Annotated in this window: 13 protein-coding genes; 4 read left to right on the top strand and 9 right to left on the bottom strand. The window is 64.4% G+C overall.

The window, feature by feature from the left end:
- Positions 1 to 28: 28 nt before the first annotated feature.
- The 4 genes from N687_RS0106090 to N687_RS0106105 form a co-directional block, all read right to left on the bottom strand.
- A complete protein-coding gene (locus tag N687_RS0106090) occupies positions 29 to 934 on the bottom strand; it encodes an ABC transporter permease (RefSeq protein WP_081841193.1) in 906 nt (301 codons plus the stop codon).
- A 3-nt stretch (positions 935 to 937) separates the two neighbouring features.
- Complete coding sequence (locus N687_RS0106095; protein ID WP_029421013.1) at positions 938 to 1,891, bottom strand: ABC transporter permease; 954 nt, start codon at positions 1,889 to 1,891, stop codon at positions 938 to 940.
- Positions 1,892 to 2,017: 126 nt separating this feature from the next.
- Entirely contained in the window at positions 2,018 to 3,583 is a 1,566-nt protein-coding gene (locus N687_RS0106100; protein WP_029421014.1) for an ABC transporter substrate-binding protein, read from the bottom strand.
- A complete protein-coding gene (locus tag N687_RS0106105; RefSeq protein ID WP_029421015.1) occupies positions 3,583 to 4,281 on the bottom strand; it encodes a GntR family transcriptional regulator in 699 nt (232 codons plus the stop codon). The genes N687_RS0106100 and N687_RS0106105 overlap by 1 nt, the downstream gene beginning before the upstream one ends.
- Before the next feature lie 373 nt (positions 4,282 to 4,654).
- On the opposite strand from N687_RS0106105, the gene thrC reads away from it, so the two are divergent.
- From thrC to N687_RS0106120, 3 genes are read left to right on the top strand one after another with little or no spacing between them, the layout of a single operon-like run.
- On the top strand, positions 4,655 to 5,737 hold the full coding sequence (gene thrC / locus N687_RS0106110) for a threonine synthase (protein WP_029421016.1): 1,083 nt from the start codon (positions 4,655 to 4,657) through the stop codon (positions 5,735 to 5,737).
- On the top strand, positions 5,734 to 6,804 hold the full coding sequence (thrB, locus tag N687_RS0106115; RefSeq protein ID WP_197029214.1) for a homoserine kinase: 1,071 nt from the start codon (positions 5,734 to 5,736) through the stop codon (positions 6,802 to 6,804). Before thrC ends, thrB begins: the two co-directional genes overlap by 4 nt.
- On the top strand, positions 6,801 to 8,090 hold the full coding sequence (locus N687_RS0106120) for a homoserine dehydrogenase (protein ID WP_029421018.1): 1,290 nt from the start codon (positions 6,801 to 6,803) through the stop codon (positions 8,088 to 8,090). Before thrB ends, N687_RS0106120 begins: the two co-directional genes overlap by 4 nt.
- 85 nt (positions 8,091 to 8,175) lie before the next feature.
- On the opposite strand, the gene corA is transcribed toward N687_RS0106120, so the two are convergent.
- The gene (gene corA, locus N687_RS0106125; RefSeq protein ID WP_029421019.1) at positions 8,176 to 9,117 is read right to left on the bottom strand and encodes a magnesium/cobalt transporter CorA; all 942 of its coding nucleotides are present in this window, start codon (positions 9,115 to 9,117) and stop codon (positions 8,176 to 8,178) included.
- 263 nt (positions 9,118 to 9,380) lie between these two features.
- Here corA and N687_RS0106130 point away from each other — a divergent pair, with 263 nt between their 5' ends.
- Positions 9,381 to 10,259 (top strand): class I SAM-dependent methyltransferase, encoded by an 879-nt coding sequence (locus N687_RS0106130; protein ID WP_029421020.1) that lies wholly within the window; start codon positions 9,381 to 9,383, stop codon positions 10,257 to 10,259.
- Positions 10,260 to 10,378: 119 nt separating this feature from the next.
- On the opposite strand, the gene N687_RS0106135 is transcribed toward N687_RS0106130, so the two are convergent.
- The 4 genes from N687_RS0106135 to leuB all read right to left on the bottom strand — a co-directional run bounded on the left by N687_RS0106135 (position 10,379) and on the right by leuB (position 14,377).
- A complete protein-coding gene (locus N687_RS0106135) occupies positions 10,379 to 11,128 on the bottom strand; it encodes a LysE family translocator (protein WP_029421021.1) in 750 nt (249 codons plus the stop codon).
- 119 nt (positions 11,129 to 11,247) lie between these two features.
- Positions 11,248 to 11,859, bottom strand: a complete 612-nt coding sequence (gene leuD / locus N687_RS0106140; protein ID WP_029421022.1) for a 3-isopropylmalate dehydratase small subunit — start codon at positions 11,857 to 11,859, stop codon at positions 11,248 to 11,250.
- Positions 11,860 to 11,862: 3 nt separating this feature from the next.
- Positions 11,863 to 13,299: a 3-isopropylmalate dehydratase large subunit gene (gene leuC, locus N687_RS0106145; RefSeq protein ID WP_029421023.1), complete on the bottom strand. Its 1,437-nt coding sequence runs from the start codon at positions 13,297 to 13,299 to the stop codon at positions 11,863 to 11,865.
- 10 nt (positions 13,300 to 13,309) lie between these two features.
- Positions 13,310 to 14,377, bottom strand: a complete 1,068-nt coding sequence (gene leuB, locus N687_RS0106150; protein WP_029421024.1) for a 3-isopropylmalate dehydrogenase — start codon at positions 14,375 to 14,377, stop codon at positions 13,310 to 13,312.
- Between the last annotated feature and the right edge of the window lie 3 nt (positions 14,378 to 14,380).

Raw genomic sequence — 14,380 nt, forward strand, 5'->3', positions numbered from 1 at the left:
CACAACACTTCGAGCACCGAAGGGTTCCTCATTCCTTCAATTTCGGATCCCAGATCTCCTGCAGTCCTTCGCCGAGCAGGTTGAAACCGAGCACCGCCACGGCGATCGCCAATCCCGGGATGACCGCCAACATCGCGTCCTGGGAGAGATAGCCCTGCGCATCGTGGAGCATGGTGCCCCAGCTGGCGGTCGGCGGAATGACGCCGAGGCCCAGGTAACTCAAACTCGCCTCCGCCACGATGCCGCCCGCCATCGCGATGCTCACCTGGACGATGAGCGGCGTCGTGATGTTCGGGAAGATGTGGCGGAGCATGATCCGCCAGTCGCTGCAGCCGACGACCCGGGCCGAATCCACATACTCCTTGCGCACCTCGGCCAGCACCTGGCCGCGGACGATGCGGATGAACACCGGCAGGTAACCGACCCCGATGGCGATCATCGCGTTGCGGATCCCGGGGCCCATCACGGCCGCCAGCACCAGGGCCAGGATAAGGAACGGGAACGCCTGCAGCGCGTCGACGATGCGCATGATCACCCAGTTGTCCCAGAACCCGCGGTAATATCCGGACACCAATCCCACCGGCACGCCGATCACCAGCGCCACCGCGACGGCGCCCGCAGCCACCGCCAGGGACGTGCGCGCTCCGACGAGGATCCGCGAGAACACGTCTCGGCCCAACTGGTCGGTGCCCAGCCAGTGCTGGCCGCTCATGCCCTGCAGGAGCGCGCCGTAGTTTTGCTTGTTCGGGTCATAGGGCGTGGCGAAGGTCGCGAGCACGGCCGCCACCACAATCAGGCCGACGATCACGCCGCCCAACACGAGCGACCGATGTCGCCACAGGTTCAGGTGCCTGCGGCGCGCCCGGGTTGCGGCGGACGCACTTGCCGCCGGCACACGCGCAGAATCTGAAATCCAATGGGGCGTTTGGCTCATCGCTCACCGACTCTCCTTTCCCAAGCGCATGCGGGGATCGACCACACCATACACCAGGTCCACCACCAGGTTGACGACCACCACCAACAGCGCGGCCACCAACGTGGCCCCCTGCACCGTGGTGTAGTCGCGGCTGAATACAGCTTGCACCAGCAGGCTGCCGAATCCCGGAAGTGCGAAGATCTGTTCGGTGATCACGAGGCCTCCCAGCAATCCGGCGATCTGCAACCCGCCCGTCGTGATCACCGGAATGAGGGCGTTGCGCAGGGCGTGCCTGGTGATGACCATCCAGCCATACAGGCCCTTGGCCCGAGCGGTGCGCACGTAGTCCTGATGCAGGACATCGAGCAACGAAGAGCGAAGCATGCGCATCAGCACCGCGGCCTCGCGCACCCCGGTGGCCACCACCGGGAGAACCATCGCGTGCAGGTTCTGCCCGAGGTCCTGCCACATCGGCACATACCCGGAAGACGGGAACCAATGCAGTTTCACGGTGAATCCAATCAACAGCAGAATGCCGAGCCAGAATGGCGGCACCGACAACCCGACCGTCGATGTGAACAGCGCCGCGGCGTCGAGCCACCGGCCGCGGTAGACCGCGGCGAGAATGCCGAACGGGAAGGCGATGAGCAAGGCCACCACGATGGTGCCAACCGCGAGCTCAATCGTCACCGGCAGCCGCTGGGCGATGAGGTGGCTGACCGGTTCCCCGTCGACCAGCGACTGGCCCAGGTTCCCGGTCAGGACGTGCTGCAGCCAGTGCCAGTACTGGATCGGAACGGGCTGGTCCAACCCGAGCTTCATGCGCATCTGCTGAATGGCCTCAGGCGTCGCCTCCTGCCCGAGGATGACCTGCGCCGGATCGCCGGGGATCAGGTGGATGAGGCCGAACACCATCACGGACAAAAAGAACAGCACCGGCACCATGGTCACGATGCGTTGCAACACATAGGCCATCTCAACGATTCCCCCACTCTCCGTTTCGCTTCGGGAACAGTTCCGCCCCGGGCGCGATGCCACCCGGGGCGGTGCCCAACCCCAACCGGGGGCCGTCCTGCGGCCGTCGCCCGGTCCGATTCCCGGTTACTGGGCCGAAACCGTGGCCAGCCGCAGCAGGCCGTCGGCCCGGTACTCAAAACCGGTCAGATGCTTGTTGTACGCGATGAGGTTGTTCTGGTGGTACAGGAACACGTACGGCGCCTCGTCGTGGATGATGTCCATGACGCGGCCGTAAGTCTTCGCGCGCTCCTGCGGATCGAGTTGGGCACGGGCTTCATCCAACAGTTGGTCCACCTGCGGATTGCTGTACTGTTCGTCATTCTGCGAACCATCCGTGTGGAACCAGGAGTAGATATTCTGATCCGGATCCAAACGGCCGGACCAACCGAGCTGACTGGCCTGGAAGTTATGTTTGGTGGCGTTGTCCAAGAGCGTCCCAAACTCTATCTGCTTGATCTGCACCTGGATGCCGTACTGGCTGAGCATCCCCTGAATGACCTGCGCCGCCTGAACGGTGACCGGCGTCGCCGCGGTCTGCAGCTCGAAGGTGAAGCCATTGGGCTTCCCGCCCTTGGCCAGCAGATCCTTTATCTTTGCCGGATCCGGCTGCGGCGGGGTGTCTTGTGCCTGATTGTATGCGCTCGAGGCCTGGCTGAACGGTGTGTAACCGGGCGAGGCCGCGCCCTTGAAGACGGTGTCGACGAGCGCTTTGCGGTCGATGCCCAGGTCCACGGCCTCGCGCAGATACTTGTTGTCAAACGGTGCCTGCTTGACGTTCAGGTACAGGCCCTGGAACCCGAAACCGGGTTGGTTGATCACGGTGAAGTTCGGGTTCTGGGAGAGCGTCGCCACCTGCTGCGCGGGCATGGTGTCGATGATCTGCACCTGGCCGCTCTGCAGGTTCGCGACCTCGACGTTCTGGTCCGTAAAGATCTTGTACGTCACCGTGTTGAAGTGCGGTTGACCGGACTGCCAGTAGTTCGGGTTCTTCACCAGCGTGACATGGTCGCCCTTGACGCGCTCCTTGAACGCGTACGGGCCGCTGCCGACCGGGTGGTTGACGAAGTCGGCGCCTTCTTTCTGCACCGCCGTCGGGGAGACCATCATGCCCGGGCGATCCGTGAAGATGGCCAACAGCGGGCTGTACGGCTTGTTCAAATGCAGGATCACCGTGTAATCATCCGGCGTGTCGATCCCGACGATGGGCGTCAGGTAGCTGCGCTGGAGCGAATCCTTCTCCTGGTCGCGCTGAATGTTGAACTTCACGGCCGCGGCGTTGAAGGGGGTGCCGTCCTGGAACGTCACGCCGTGGCGCAGGTGGAACGTGTACGTCTTGCCGTCCTGGGACACCTCGTATTTCTCCACCAAACCCGGTTCGATCTCGTTGTTGGGCCCGATGGTGAACAGCGTGTCATAGATGTTGATCATCACCTGGCGGTCGACGAGCGCCGTGGACAACTTCGGGTCGAGCTTCGGCGGATCGGCGCTCAAACCCACCGTCAGCGTGTCGCTGCTCGCCGCGGACGGTGCGCCGGCCGCCGCCTGGTTGCCCGTCTGATTTTGACTGCCACCCCCTCCGCCTCCGCAGGCCGTCAAGGCCCCGGAGCCCATCAACAGGGCCATCGCGGTGACAAGTGCCTTTCGTTTCATCACATCTTCCCCTTCCATTGAAATGCGTCTGTGGATTCCACTCCAGCCTCACGCATCGCCCGCTCGATCACTGCGGTGTCGCGCTGGATGTGTTCGTACATTGCCGTGTACGCAGCATCCGCGTCGCGTCGCGCCAAGGCGTCGAGCACCCGCTGGTGTTCGGCCAGGACGTTGGTCTGCATCTGGTTGATGTGCAGGACCAGACGGCAGTAATACTCGATGAGCGTGGAGACTTCCGCGAAGACCCGTTGCAGCCGCCGGTTTTGACAGGCCGCGACGACCTCGGCGTGGAACTCCGTGTTGAGCGCCACCAGCCGCTGTGCGTCCATCACCTGAAGCACCTGCGCTGTCTCCTGCTGCACGGCCAGCAGCCGCTGCCACTGCGTCTCCGTCATGCGCGACGCGGCCAAGCGAGCCGCCATCGACTCGATGGTCAGGCGCAGCTCGTACAGTTCCAGATAGTCCTCATAGGATGGATTGAACACCCGGATGGCGCCGTCCACCTGACACGCGAGCTGTTCGGTGCACAGTTGGCGAATGGCCTCGCGCACCGGACTGCGGCTGGTCTTCAACTCTGCGGCAAGTTTGGTCTCCACCAGCTTTTCGCCGGGTTGAAACCGGCCATTGAGGATGCCGTCCCGAAGCACCTTGTACACCTGTTGGGCGAGCGGTTCAGAACGCACGATCTCGTTTGCCACTGTCAACCCCCCTGCGCTTGCGTTCCCTGTGTGCCACCCAGCCCTGTGGTGGCCTCCCACCTCCATGTTGTCGACCGTCGACGGTCTACGAAAAAGATTAAGAGCATTATAGGTTGTCGATCTTTGAACTGTCAATCGATTTTGTTTGATAGAAAAGGCTTTCATATCGAGAAAAGGCTTTCAACCCGCGCGAAATGGGCCGCTCCGCGTTGACAGACGCCGGCGGCGAGTGAATAATAACTCTAATTTATAAATTAGAGCCCGCCCCGGACGGCGGGAGGCCGGGGCCCGGGGCACCCCGCCCCGCGCCACTGGCCTGACCCCAACGCGAATCCTGCCCGCCGGCAGAGAAGCGCACGCAGGAGGAACACCCATGTATTCAGACCATGAGCATCCGCACCGGCCGTGGCCAGGGCTGCTGGCGGCCTACCGGCGTTGGCTCCCTGTGTCCGACCAGACGCCCCCACTGACGCTGTGCGAGGGCAATACCCCGCTGATCCGCTCCCATCGGCTCAGCGAACAGCTGCGCGCGAACGTATATTTCAAATACGAAGGTGCAAATCCCACTGGATCGTTCAAAGACCGCGGCATGGTCCTGGCGGTGGCCAAGGCGGCCGAAGCCGGCAGCCAGGTGGTGATCTGCGCGTCCACCGGGAACACCTCGGCCTCCGCTGCCGCCTACGCGGCCCGGGCGGGCTTAAAAGCGGTCATCCTCATTCCGGACGGATACGTGGCGATGGGCAAGCTGGCCCAGGCGATGATGTACGGCGCCGAGGTGGTGGCCGTGCGAGGGAACTTCGACGAGGCGCTGGCCATCGTCCGCGAGGTGGCGGAGCGGCTGCCTGTGACGGTCGTCAACTCGATCAATCCCTTCCGCCTCGAAGGCCAGCAGACCGCCGCGTTCGAGATCTGCGACGCCCTCGGCCGCGCGCCCGATCATCTGTGCATCCCGGTGGGGAACGCCGGAAACATCAGTGCTTATTGGAAGGGATTCTGTGCCTACCATGCCGCGGGCGTCGTCGACAACCGCCCGCGAATGCAGGGGTTCGAGGCGGAGGGGGCGGCTGCACTGGTGCGCGGAGAACCTGTCGATCACCCGGAGACCTTTGCCACCGCCATTCGCATTGGACGCCCCGCGTCTTGGCACCTGGCGGTCGCCGCGGTGCGGGAATCGAACGGCGGCATCCGTGCCGTCAGCGATGACGAGATCCGCCATGCGTACAAGCTCATCGCCCGGGAAGGGGTGTTCGCTGAACCGGCGTCCGCAGCATCCGTGGCCGGCCTCTTGCAACTGCACGCGCAGGGCGTCCTGCAGCCGGGCGAGACGGTGGTGTGCGTCCTGACTGGAAACGGGCTCAAAGACCCGGACAACGCCATCCAGCACAGCGATCGCGCGCCTCTGGTGACGGAGGCCAGCACGAACGCGGTGCAGGCGGCCCTGGAGCGATGGCTATGAACGCGCAGAGCCCTGTTGGGATGTCCACGCGCGACCTTCCGGGAACATCGGCCTCCTTTTCCGGGGCGCCGGCGGAGGCGCCCCGGTTCCGCGTCCGCGTGCCCGCCACCTCCGCCAATCTTGGACCGGGATTTGACTGCATGGGACTTGCGCTTGGGTTGTGCAACGAGATGGAACTGGAGGTTCGAGGCCCGTTCTCCGTCCACGTCGAGGGGGAGGGGGCGGCGCTGCTGCCCCGGGATCGGACGAACGCCGTCGTCCAGGCCATCGACCGGGTCCTGGACCTCACCCCCTCGGCAGACGTCCCGAGGGATTGGCGACTGCGTTTGACCAACGGGATCCCCGTCGCGGCGGGGCTCGGTTCCAGCGCCTCGGCCATCGTGGGCGGGCTGTTGCTCGCCAACGCGCTCATCGCGCGGTACGCGCCGGAACACCAGTGGTCCCGCCAACAACTGCTCGATCTCGCGGTCGAAATGGAGGGCCACCCGGACAACGTCACCCCGGCGTTGCTCGGGGGCGCCTGGCTCAGCGTGGTGGACGGGCGACAAGCTCGTTCCTTCGCGCTGCCCATCCCGGAGGCGTTGGTGTTCACGGCGGCGGTCCCGAACTTTCCGCTGCGGACGGAGGACGCCCGGCGCGTCCTGCCCGCCGCCATCCCGCGCGAGGACGCGGTGTGGAACACGGCCCAGGCCGCTCGACTGGCGCTGGCCCTCTCCACCGGTCAACTCGACTTGCTCAAGGGCGGGTTCGGCGACCGGCTTCATGAGCCGTACCGCCGCCGCCTCATTCCGGGGTGTGAGGAGGTCCGCCAGGCCGCCATGCGCGCAGGGGCCATCACCACCACCCTCAGCGGCGCTGGCCCCACCCTGCTCGCCTGGTGCGACAGCGAAGGGACCGCCTCCCAGGTGGCCGACGAAATGACACTGGTGTGGCGCGAGTTCAACATCGAGTGTTACACGTATGTGCTGCAACCGCGGCGATCGGAGACGCGCGTCGAGGTGCTCGCCGGACAGGTGCCGGAGGCCCGAAGCGCTCCGAGCGCGGCGGAGAAAGGGGTGTCGAGATGATTGTCGAAGTGGGACTGCTCGGATGCGGCACGGTCGGATCGGGCGTCGTCGAACTGATGAATCGCCGGCAGAGTAAGATCGCCGACATGACCGGCTTACGGCCGGTGATCAAAAAGATCCTGGTGCGCCAGGTGGACAAGCCGCGGCCAGTCGAGCTGGCGCCCGGCCTCGTGACCGACAAACCGGCGGAGGTGCTGGAGGACCCGTCCATCCGCATCGTGATCGAGACCATCGGCGGCATTGAGCCAGCCCGGACCTATATCCTGCAGGCCATCGCCGCCGGCAAGCACGTGGTGACGGCCAACAAGGACCTCATCGCGATGCACGGAGCCGAGATCCTGGACGCAGCGGAGAGACACGGCGTGGATGTGTTCTACGAGGCGGCGGTCGGCGGCGCCATCCCACTCATCCGGCCGCTGACAGAGCAGATGACCGCCAACGAGATCAGCGACCTGCTCGGCATCATTAACGGCACGACCAACTATATCCTGACGCAGATGACGGAGACGGGAGCGGACTTCGCGGACGCCCTCGCGGAGGCGCAGCGGCTCGGCTACGCGGAGGCCGACCCGTCCAGCGATGTGGATGGCCTCGACGCGGCCCGCAAACTGGCCATCCTGGCGTCCATCGCCTTCCACGCCCGGGTCACGCTGGACGACGTTCAGGTGGCGGGCATCCGCTCCATCTCGGCGCAGGACGTGCGCTTCGCCGACGAGCTGGGCTGTGTCATCAAGCTGCTGGCCACCGGCAGCGACCGGGCTGGGGTCCTGTCCCTTCACGTGCGCCCGGCCCTGGTCAGCAAGCAGCACCCGCTGGCGCACGTGTCGGGTCCGTTCAACGCCCTGTTCGTGCGCGGGGACGCCGCAGGCGACCTGATGTTCTTCGGCCGCGGCGCCGGTTCCCTGCCGACGGCCAGCTCGGTGATGGGGGATGTCATCGAGGTGTTGCGCGTCATTCGCCTCGGCGTCTCGGGCCGCGTCTCGCGCATGTACGTGCCGGACAAACGGGTCGACCCGCTCCACCGCGCACCGGCCCGCCACTACCTGCGCCTGACGGCCGCCGACAAGCCGGGTGTGTTCGCCGCCATCGCCAGCATCTTCGGCGTCCACAACGTCAGTATGGAGACGGTGCTGCAGAAGCGTGGCCAAGGGAACGCGGCGGACATCGTGATCGTCACGCATGCGACGGAGCCAGCGCCGCTGGCCAACGTGGTCCGGGGCCTGCGCGCCCTGCCGCAGGTGGAGGCGGTCCACAACGTGATGCCGGTCGTAGAGGCGCCGGAGTGAGCGGAGTGAGCGGGGTGTCCGACTGAGCCGAGGGATGGAACCGTGTGGCCGAACCGGAGCGAGTGGGCGCCCCCGCCGCCGGGGATCACCACCACCGGCGCCGCTTGAAGTACACCATCATCGCCCCGCCGACGGAGATCAGCAGGCACCAGACGTACAGGTAGCCGTATTTCCAATGCAGTTCGGGCATGTTTTGGAAATTCATCCCGTACAGCCCGACGATGAAGTTGAGCGGCAGAAAGAGGGTGCTGAAGACCGTCAGGGTCTTCATGACCTCGTTCATCCGGTTGGACCGCTGCGCGGTCTGAAGGTCCAACAGGCCGCTCAGGTTGTCGCGGATGGCGTCCAGGGTGTCGACGGCGCGGGTGGCGTGATCGTACACGTCGAGGAAGTATACCGCCTCTCGCTCGTCGGTGTACGGGAACGCCTCGTGCGCGCAGGCGCCGATCACGTTGCGCCCGTCGGCGACGATGCGCCGCACGCGCCCCACCTGCCGCTTGAGCCGGAAGATGGTCCCGGCCACTTTGGCGTCCGGGTGATCGAACACATGCCGCTCGAGGGCGTCGAAGCGCTCCTCGAGGCGGTCGATACGGCTCAAGTAATGGTCGACGCACAGGTCGAAGATCTGATGCAACAAGCGGCCGACGGAGGCCATGGAGGCGGGGTTCTCCCGCACTCGCCGCTCGACCTCGTCCAGCTCCGATACGGGCGCCCGATCGACCGTGATGAGAAAGTTTTGCCCCATCACAAGGCCGAACTCCTTGGCCTCCAGCGGATCGTCCAACGCGAAGAAGATGATGAACACCTGCGGGCGCTGCAGGTGTGCGTAGTGATCCAGCTTGGGGCGTTGCCCGAAGTGCAGCACGTCCTCAATGACCAACGGGTGGCATCCGAATAAATCGCCCAGGATGCGCTGCACCTGGTCATCGCTCGGCTGCCGCAGGTGGATCCAGGCCACCTCCCCCTTCGCCGGCAGCCGCGGCGGCACATCGATGACCTGCTCCTCCCGGTACAACAGCACCCGCATCCCTCCACTCCTGGTCCAAGGGTCATCCTTGACTTGGGCCCATCATAGCCCACGTGGAGGCGAATGACAATGGATAGGGGTCGCTATGTGCTATGCCTGTGTTTGCGAAAGAGTTCCCTCTTAAATTTATCTTGACAAAAATTTTTATATGTGGTATGATGAAATTTAACGTGTTTTACTTACCTCCCTTTCTTTGATATGCTTTCGCTGAATACACTATCCCGCCACACGGCTGGGATCCGGTCCAAGGGGAGGATATTCAGTTGAAAGCACATCAGATCAGCGTGACTGCCATCATGACCGCCTTCATTCGTGCTTACCATTCTACGAACGACGATCCCGTAATCTTCAATGACGCTCTTGCATATGCGTTGATACCAGAAGAGAGACGCCATCTGATTGAACAGGGCCTGAAAAGTGCCCTGCAGGCTCATGGTGGTGATGCCAGCGCCAGTTTATCCAGTTTACTGCAAACCATGGGGCTCCCAAATGTCGTCAGTCGATCGCGATATACAGAAGAAAGGTTGGAGGCAGAGATCCAAAAGGGTGTGAAGCAATACGTCATTCTCGGCGCCGGGTTGGATACCTTTGCTTTTCGTCATAAACACCTTCTGGAGGAAGGGCAAATTGAGGTATTTGAGGTCGATCAGCCATCCACACAGGCATTCAAGCGCGAACGGCTGACGGATTTGGGCTGGGACATTCCTGTGGGTCTTCATTTTGTGTCCACGGATTTCAGACAAGAGCGTGTTGCAGAGGCACTTGCGAGAACGTCGTACAACCCCAGAATGAAGAGTCTCTTTAGTTTACTGGGTGTCACCATGTATCTCTCTCCGAATGATGTGTATGAAACATTCCGGTCGATCACTCAGATTGCTCCCGCGGGCAGTTCGGTGATATTTGACTATCATACTGAAACCGATGGAAATCTACATGAAATTCGAAAGGAATTGCAAAAGATGGGCGAGTCCATGAGTACAACCTTCGACCCAGCACGGCTAGCCGCGGAACTTCGGAAGTTAGGATTTGACCTGCTTGAAGATTTAAGCCCTGCAGCCATCCAAGAGCGATATTTCGAGGGGAGTGCACCCGTGTACCACGCCAATGAAAATGTCCACTTGGCATGGGCTGTAATTCGGTAGACTTCTTATCTGCAACCTCCAAACAATGTATCCGAAACACCGCGTCCAGTCATGGCCCCGCAGCACAAATGAAAGCCACCTGAGATCTCAGGTGGCTTCTTTGATGTCTGTTCGTACCCTCATCCCACCCAGGTCTGCCATCCCTGCAGGAACACCCGGACGGCGAAATAGACCATGAGTAGCGCCGAGACCAGGGAGATTGCTCGCATCGCGAGCGGCCCCAGCCAGTGCCGTGCCCGTCCGGCGACATACGCCACGGCCGCCGACCACAGCACACCGGCACAGAAGAATCCAGCGAAGAACGCGGCCAAGCCACGCACGTGCACGTGCTGCCCTGTGGCGGCAATCACGCTGCCTCCGACGGCGGCGAACCACAGGATCGCGGACGGAGAGGACAGCGCCAGCCCGAAACCCATCCACAGGGGTTTCCACCGGCTTCCCCCCGGGCCCGGTTCACTTTGAACGCCGTCTGCGGTGCTCTGCACGTCCCGGCCTGGCCGCGTGCGCCGGTTCAACCCGTCGCCTGCCCCCTCCCCCGCGTCCCAGGCGCTCACTCGCCCGCCCGAGACAGCCGCCAAGGCGTGTGGACGCAGCGTCTCCTTTACCATGTGGACCGACAGGTACAATAGCACCACCGTTCCCCCCAGCCAGAGGACCCAACGGACGACGGTCGACCGCAGCAGCGCCGACATACCCATCATGGACACCGTGGCGTACACCAGGTCACCGAACGCCGAGCCCAGCCCCATCAGGAACGACGGGAGTGCTCCCTTTTCCAGCCCCGTCTTGATCACCGCCACATTGACGATGCCGATGTCAAGGCACAGGGACAGGGACAACAGAAACCCCGACACGAACAACTCAAACATTTCGGCTGCAACCCTCCGACGTCCGCACGAAAGCCTGGCCCATGGGCCAGGCTTTCCATTCTCCATATCTCACCAGGCACGTCCCCCGACCAAACGCTTCCCGCGCCCCGGAGATGACGTCACCTTCCGGCGAACACCGCCAGCGGATCGTCTTTCCGCTTGGCCTCGTACGACGCGATGGCGTCCTCGTGCTGCAGCGTGAGGCCGATGTCGTCGAGTCCCTCAAGCAGGCATTTGCGCCGGAACGGATCGATCTCGAAGCCCCACGACACGCCTTCCGCCGTCTCCACCACCTGCCGCTCCAGGTCCACGGTCACGGCGACGCCCCGCGCGGCCGCGTCCATCAATGTCCGCACCGCATCCTCCGGCAGCGTCACCAGCAGGATGCCGTTTTTGAAGCAGTTGTTGTAGAAGATATCGGCGAACGACGGCGCAATCACCACGCGAAAACCGTAGTCGAGCAGCGACCATGCGGCGTGCTCCCGGGAAGATCCGCAGCCGAAGTTGTGCCCGGCCACCAGGATGGACGCCCCTCGATAGCGGGGGTCATTCAGCACGAAGTCCGGGTTCTCACTGCCATCCGCCAAAAAGCGCCAGTCGTAGAAGAGGAACTGGCCGAAGCCGGTCCGCTCCACCCGTTTCAGGAACTGCTTCGGGATGATCTGATCCGTATCCACATTGACGCGATCCAGCGGCACCGCCACGCCGGTCAGTTTCACAAACGGTTGCATGTCTCATCGCCCTCCCGTCGCGGCTGCCTCGGCTTCGCCCAGCCACTCCCGCACGTCGACGAAGTGCCCCGCAATCGCGGCGGCCGCCGCCATCGCCGGGCTGACCAGGTGCGTGCGCGCGCCCCGGCCTTGACGGCCTTCGAAATTGCGGTTCGAGGTGGACGCGCACCGCTCGCCCGGTGGCACGATGTCCGGGTTCATGCCGAGGCACATGCTGCAACCCGGCTCCCGCCACTCGAAGCCCGCCTCTTTGAACACCCGGTCCAGGCCCTCGGCCTCCGCCTGCTGCTTCACCCGTTTCGATCCCGGCACCACCAGCGCCCGCACGCCCGGATGCACCTTGCGGCCCTTGGCCACCGCCGCCGCCTGTCGCAGGTCCTCAATGCGCGCGTTGGTGCAGGAGCCGATGAACACGTGCTGAATCGGGATCTCCTCCATCCGGGTGCCCGGCGTCAGCCCCATGTACTCGAGCGCCCGCTCCATCGCGCGGCGCTCGGCGTCCGACCTCGCCTGTGCCGGGTCCGGCACGACGCCTTTGATGCCCGTGCACATCCCTGGGTTGGTGCCCCAGGTCACCTGGGGTTCGAGGTCGCTCACGTCAAAGGTGATGGTCTTGTCGTACACGGCGCCCTCGTCCGCGCGCAGGGTGCGCCAGACCGCGACCGCGCGTTCGAACGCCTCCCCTTGCGGCGCAAACGGGCGCCCGCGCAGGTAGGCGAAGGTGGTCTCGTCGGGCGCCACCAAACCGGCCCGGGCCCCCGCCTCGATGGCCATGTTGCAGACGGTCATCCGCTCCTCCATCGACATCGTGGCGACGACCGCGCCGCACACCTCGATCACGTGGCCCGTTCCGAAACCCACGCCATGCTTCGCGATCACGCCGAGGATGATGTCCTTCGCCGTCACACCCGCGGGACGCCGTCCTGTCAGCTCCAGCTTCAGCACCTTCGGCTTCTGCTGCCACAGGCACTGCGTCGCCAGCACGTGCTCTACCTCGCTGGTGCCGATGCCGAAGGCCAGCGCGCCGAACGCTCCGTGGGTGGACGTGTGGCTGTCCCCGCAGACGATGGTCTTGCCCGGCTGGGTCAGGCCCAGCTCGGGGCCGATCACGTGCACGATGCCCTGATCCGGGCTCTCGATGCCCGCCAGGTGGATGCCGAACTCGGCGCAGTTCTTCGCCAGCACCTCGACCTGCTTGCGGGCGATCGGATCGCGGATCACCGACGGGACGTCCGTCGGAATGTTGTGGTCCATCGTGGCGAACGTCAGATCCGGCCGCCGCACCCGGCGCCCAGCCGCGCGCAGGCCGTCGAACGCCTGCGGCGACGTCACCTCGTGCACCAGATGCAGGTCGATGTACAGCAGGCTCGGCTTGCCCTCGCCCTGCGACACCACCTCATGCGCTTCCCAAATCTTGTCCAACAACGTCTTCGGTGCCATCTTCCTCACCTCACCGCAGTGCGTTACGAACCCTCTCGCCCATCTGCTCCGTCGACAGCGCCGGTCCGCCGGCCGCGATGTCGGCCGTGCGCCAACCCTCCGCCAGCGTCTTCGCGATGGCCTGACGCACTGCCTCAGCCTCCGCCCCAAGCCCGAAACCGTAATCGAGCATCATCGCGACCGAAGCGAAGGTGGCCAGCGGATTCGCCAACCCCTTACCTGCGATGTCCGGGGCCGAACCGTGGATGGGCTCGTACAATCCCGGCCCGCCGGAACCGAGGCTCGCCGAGGGCAACAGGCCGATGGAGCCCGTGATCATCGCCGCCTCGTCGCTGAGGATGTCGCCGAACATGTTCTCCGTGACGATCACGTCGAACTGGCGAGGGTCCTTCACCAACTGCATGGCCGCGTTGTCCACCAACAGGTGGGTCAGTTGGACGTCCGGGTACTCCGGCGCCAGGCGTTCTGCGATCTCCCGCCACACCCGGCTCGACTCGAGCACGTTGGCCTTGTCCACCGACGTCAGACGCCCGCGCCGCTGCCGCGCCAGCTCGAATGCGAGGCGCAGGATGCGCTCGATCTCCTGTTCACTGTACAGCAGGGTGTCGGACACCTCGAGGCCATGGTCTCCCTGCCGCCGCTCCTTCGGCCCGAAGTACAGGCCGCCGGTCAGTTCGCGGACGATGATGAAGTCCACCCCGTCGACGACCTCCGGCTTCAGGGTCGAAGCACCGGCCAGCGGCGGATACACGGTGATGGGCCGCAGGTTCGCGAACACGCCCAACGCCTTCCGCAGAGCCAGCAGCCCGGCCTCCGGCCGCTTCGGCCCCGGCAGGCGGTCCCACTTGGGCCCGCCCACCGCGCCGAGCAACACCGCGTCGCTCTTCAGGCACGCCTGCAGCGTCTCGTCCGGCAGGGGCGTGCCGGTCTCGTCGATGGCGACGCCGCCGAGTTTCGCGTACTCAAAGTGAAACGTGTGGCCGAAGCGCTCGCCGACCGTCTCCAGGAGGCGGACCGCCTCCCGGGTGACCTCCGGCCCGATGCCGTCCCCCGGCAGCACCACGATGGTCTTTTCCATGCT

Origin of the sequence: Alicyclobacillus macrosporangiidus CPP55 (assembly GCF_000702485.1) — a bacterium.
GTDB classification, from domain to species: domain Bacteria; phylum Bacillota; class Bacilli; order Alicyclobacillales; family Alicyclobacillaceae; genus Alicyclobacillus_H; species Alicyclobacillus_H macrosporangiidus_B.

What these genes read in the sequence shown, in the direction of transcription:
- corA (WP_029421019.1), bottom strand. Translation starts at nt 9,117, where the DNA reads ATGCGGGTGCTGTTGTACCGGGAGGAGCAGGTCATCGATGTGCCGCCG.
- N687_RS0106100 (WP_029421014.1), bottom strand. Translation starts at nt 3,583, where the DNA reads ATGAAACGAAAGGCACTTGTCACCGCGATGGCCCTGTTGATGGGCTCC.
- N687_RS0106120 (WP_029421018.1), top strand. Translation starts at nt 6,801, where the DNA reads ATGATTGTCGAAGTGGGACTGCTCGGATGCGGCACGGTCGGATCGGGC.
- N687_RS0106135 (WP_029421021.1), bottom strand. Translation starts at nt 11,128, where the DNA reads ATGTTTGAGTTGTTCGTGTCGGGGTTTCTGTTGTCCCTGTCCCTGTGC.
- leuD (WP_029421022.1), bottom strand. Translation starts at nt 11,859, where the DNA reads ATGCAACCGTTTGTGAAACTGACCGGCGTGGCGGTGCCGCTGGATCGC.
- thrC (WP_029421016.1), top strand. Translation starts at nt 4,655, where the DNA reads ATGTATTCAGACCATGAGCATCCGCACCGGCCGTGGCCAGGGCTGCTG.
- N687_RS0106095 (WP_029421013.1), bottom strand. Translation starts at nt 1,891, where the DNA reads ATGGCCTATGTGTTGCAACGCATCGTGACCATGGTGCCGGTGCTGTTC.
- leuC (WP_029421023.1), bottom strand. Translation starts at nt 13,299, where the DNA reads ATGGCACCGAAGACGTTGTTGGACAAGATTTGGGAAGCGCATGAGGTG.
- N687_RS0106090 (WP_081841193.1), bottom strand. Translation starts at nt 934, where the DNA reads ATGAGCCAAACGCCCCATTGGATTTCAGATTCTGCGCGTGTGCCGGCG.
- thrB (WP_197029214.1), top strand. Translation starts at nt 5,734, where the DNA reads ATGAACGCGCAGAGCCCTGTTGGGATGTCCACGCGCGACCTTCCGGGA.
- leuB (WP_029421024.1), bottom strand. Translation starts at nt 14,377, where the DNA reads ATGGAAAAGACCATCGTGGTGCTGCCGGGGGACGGCATCGGGCCGGAG.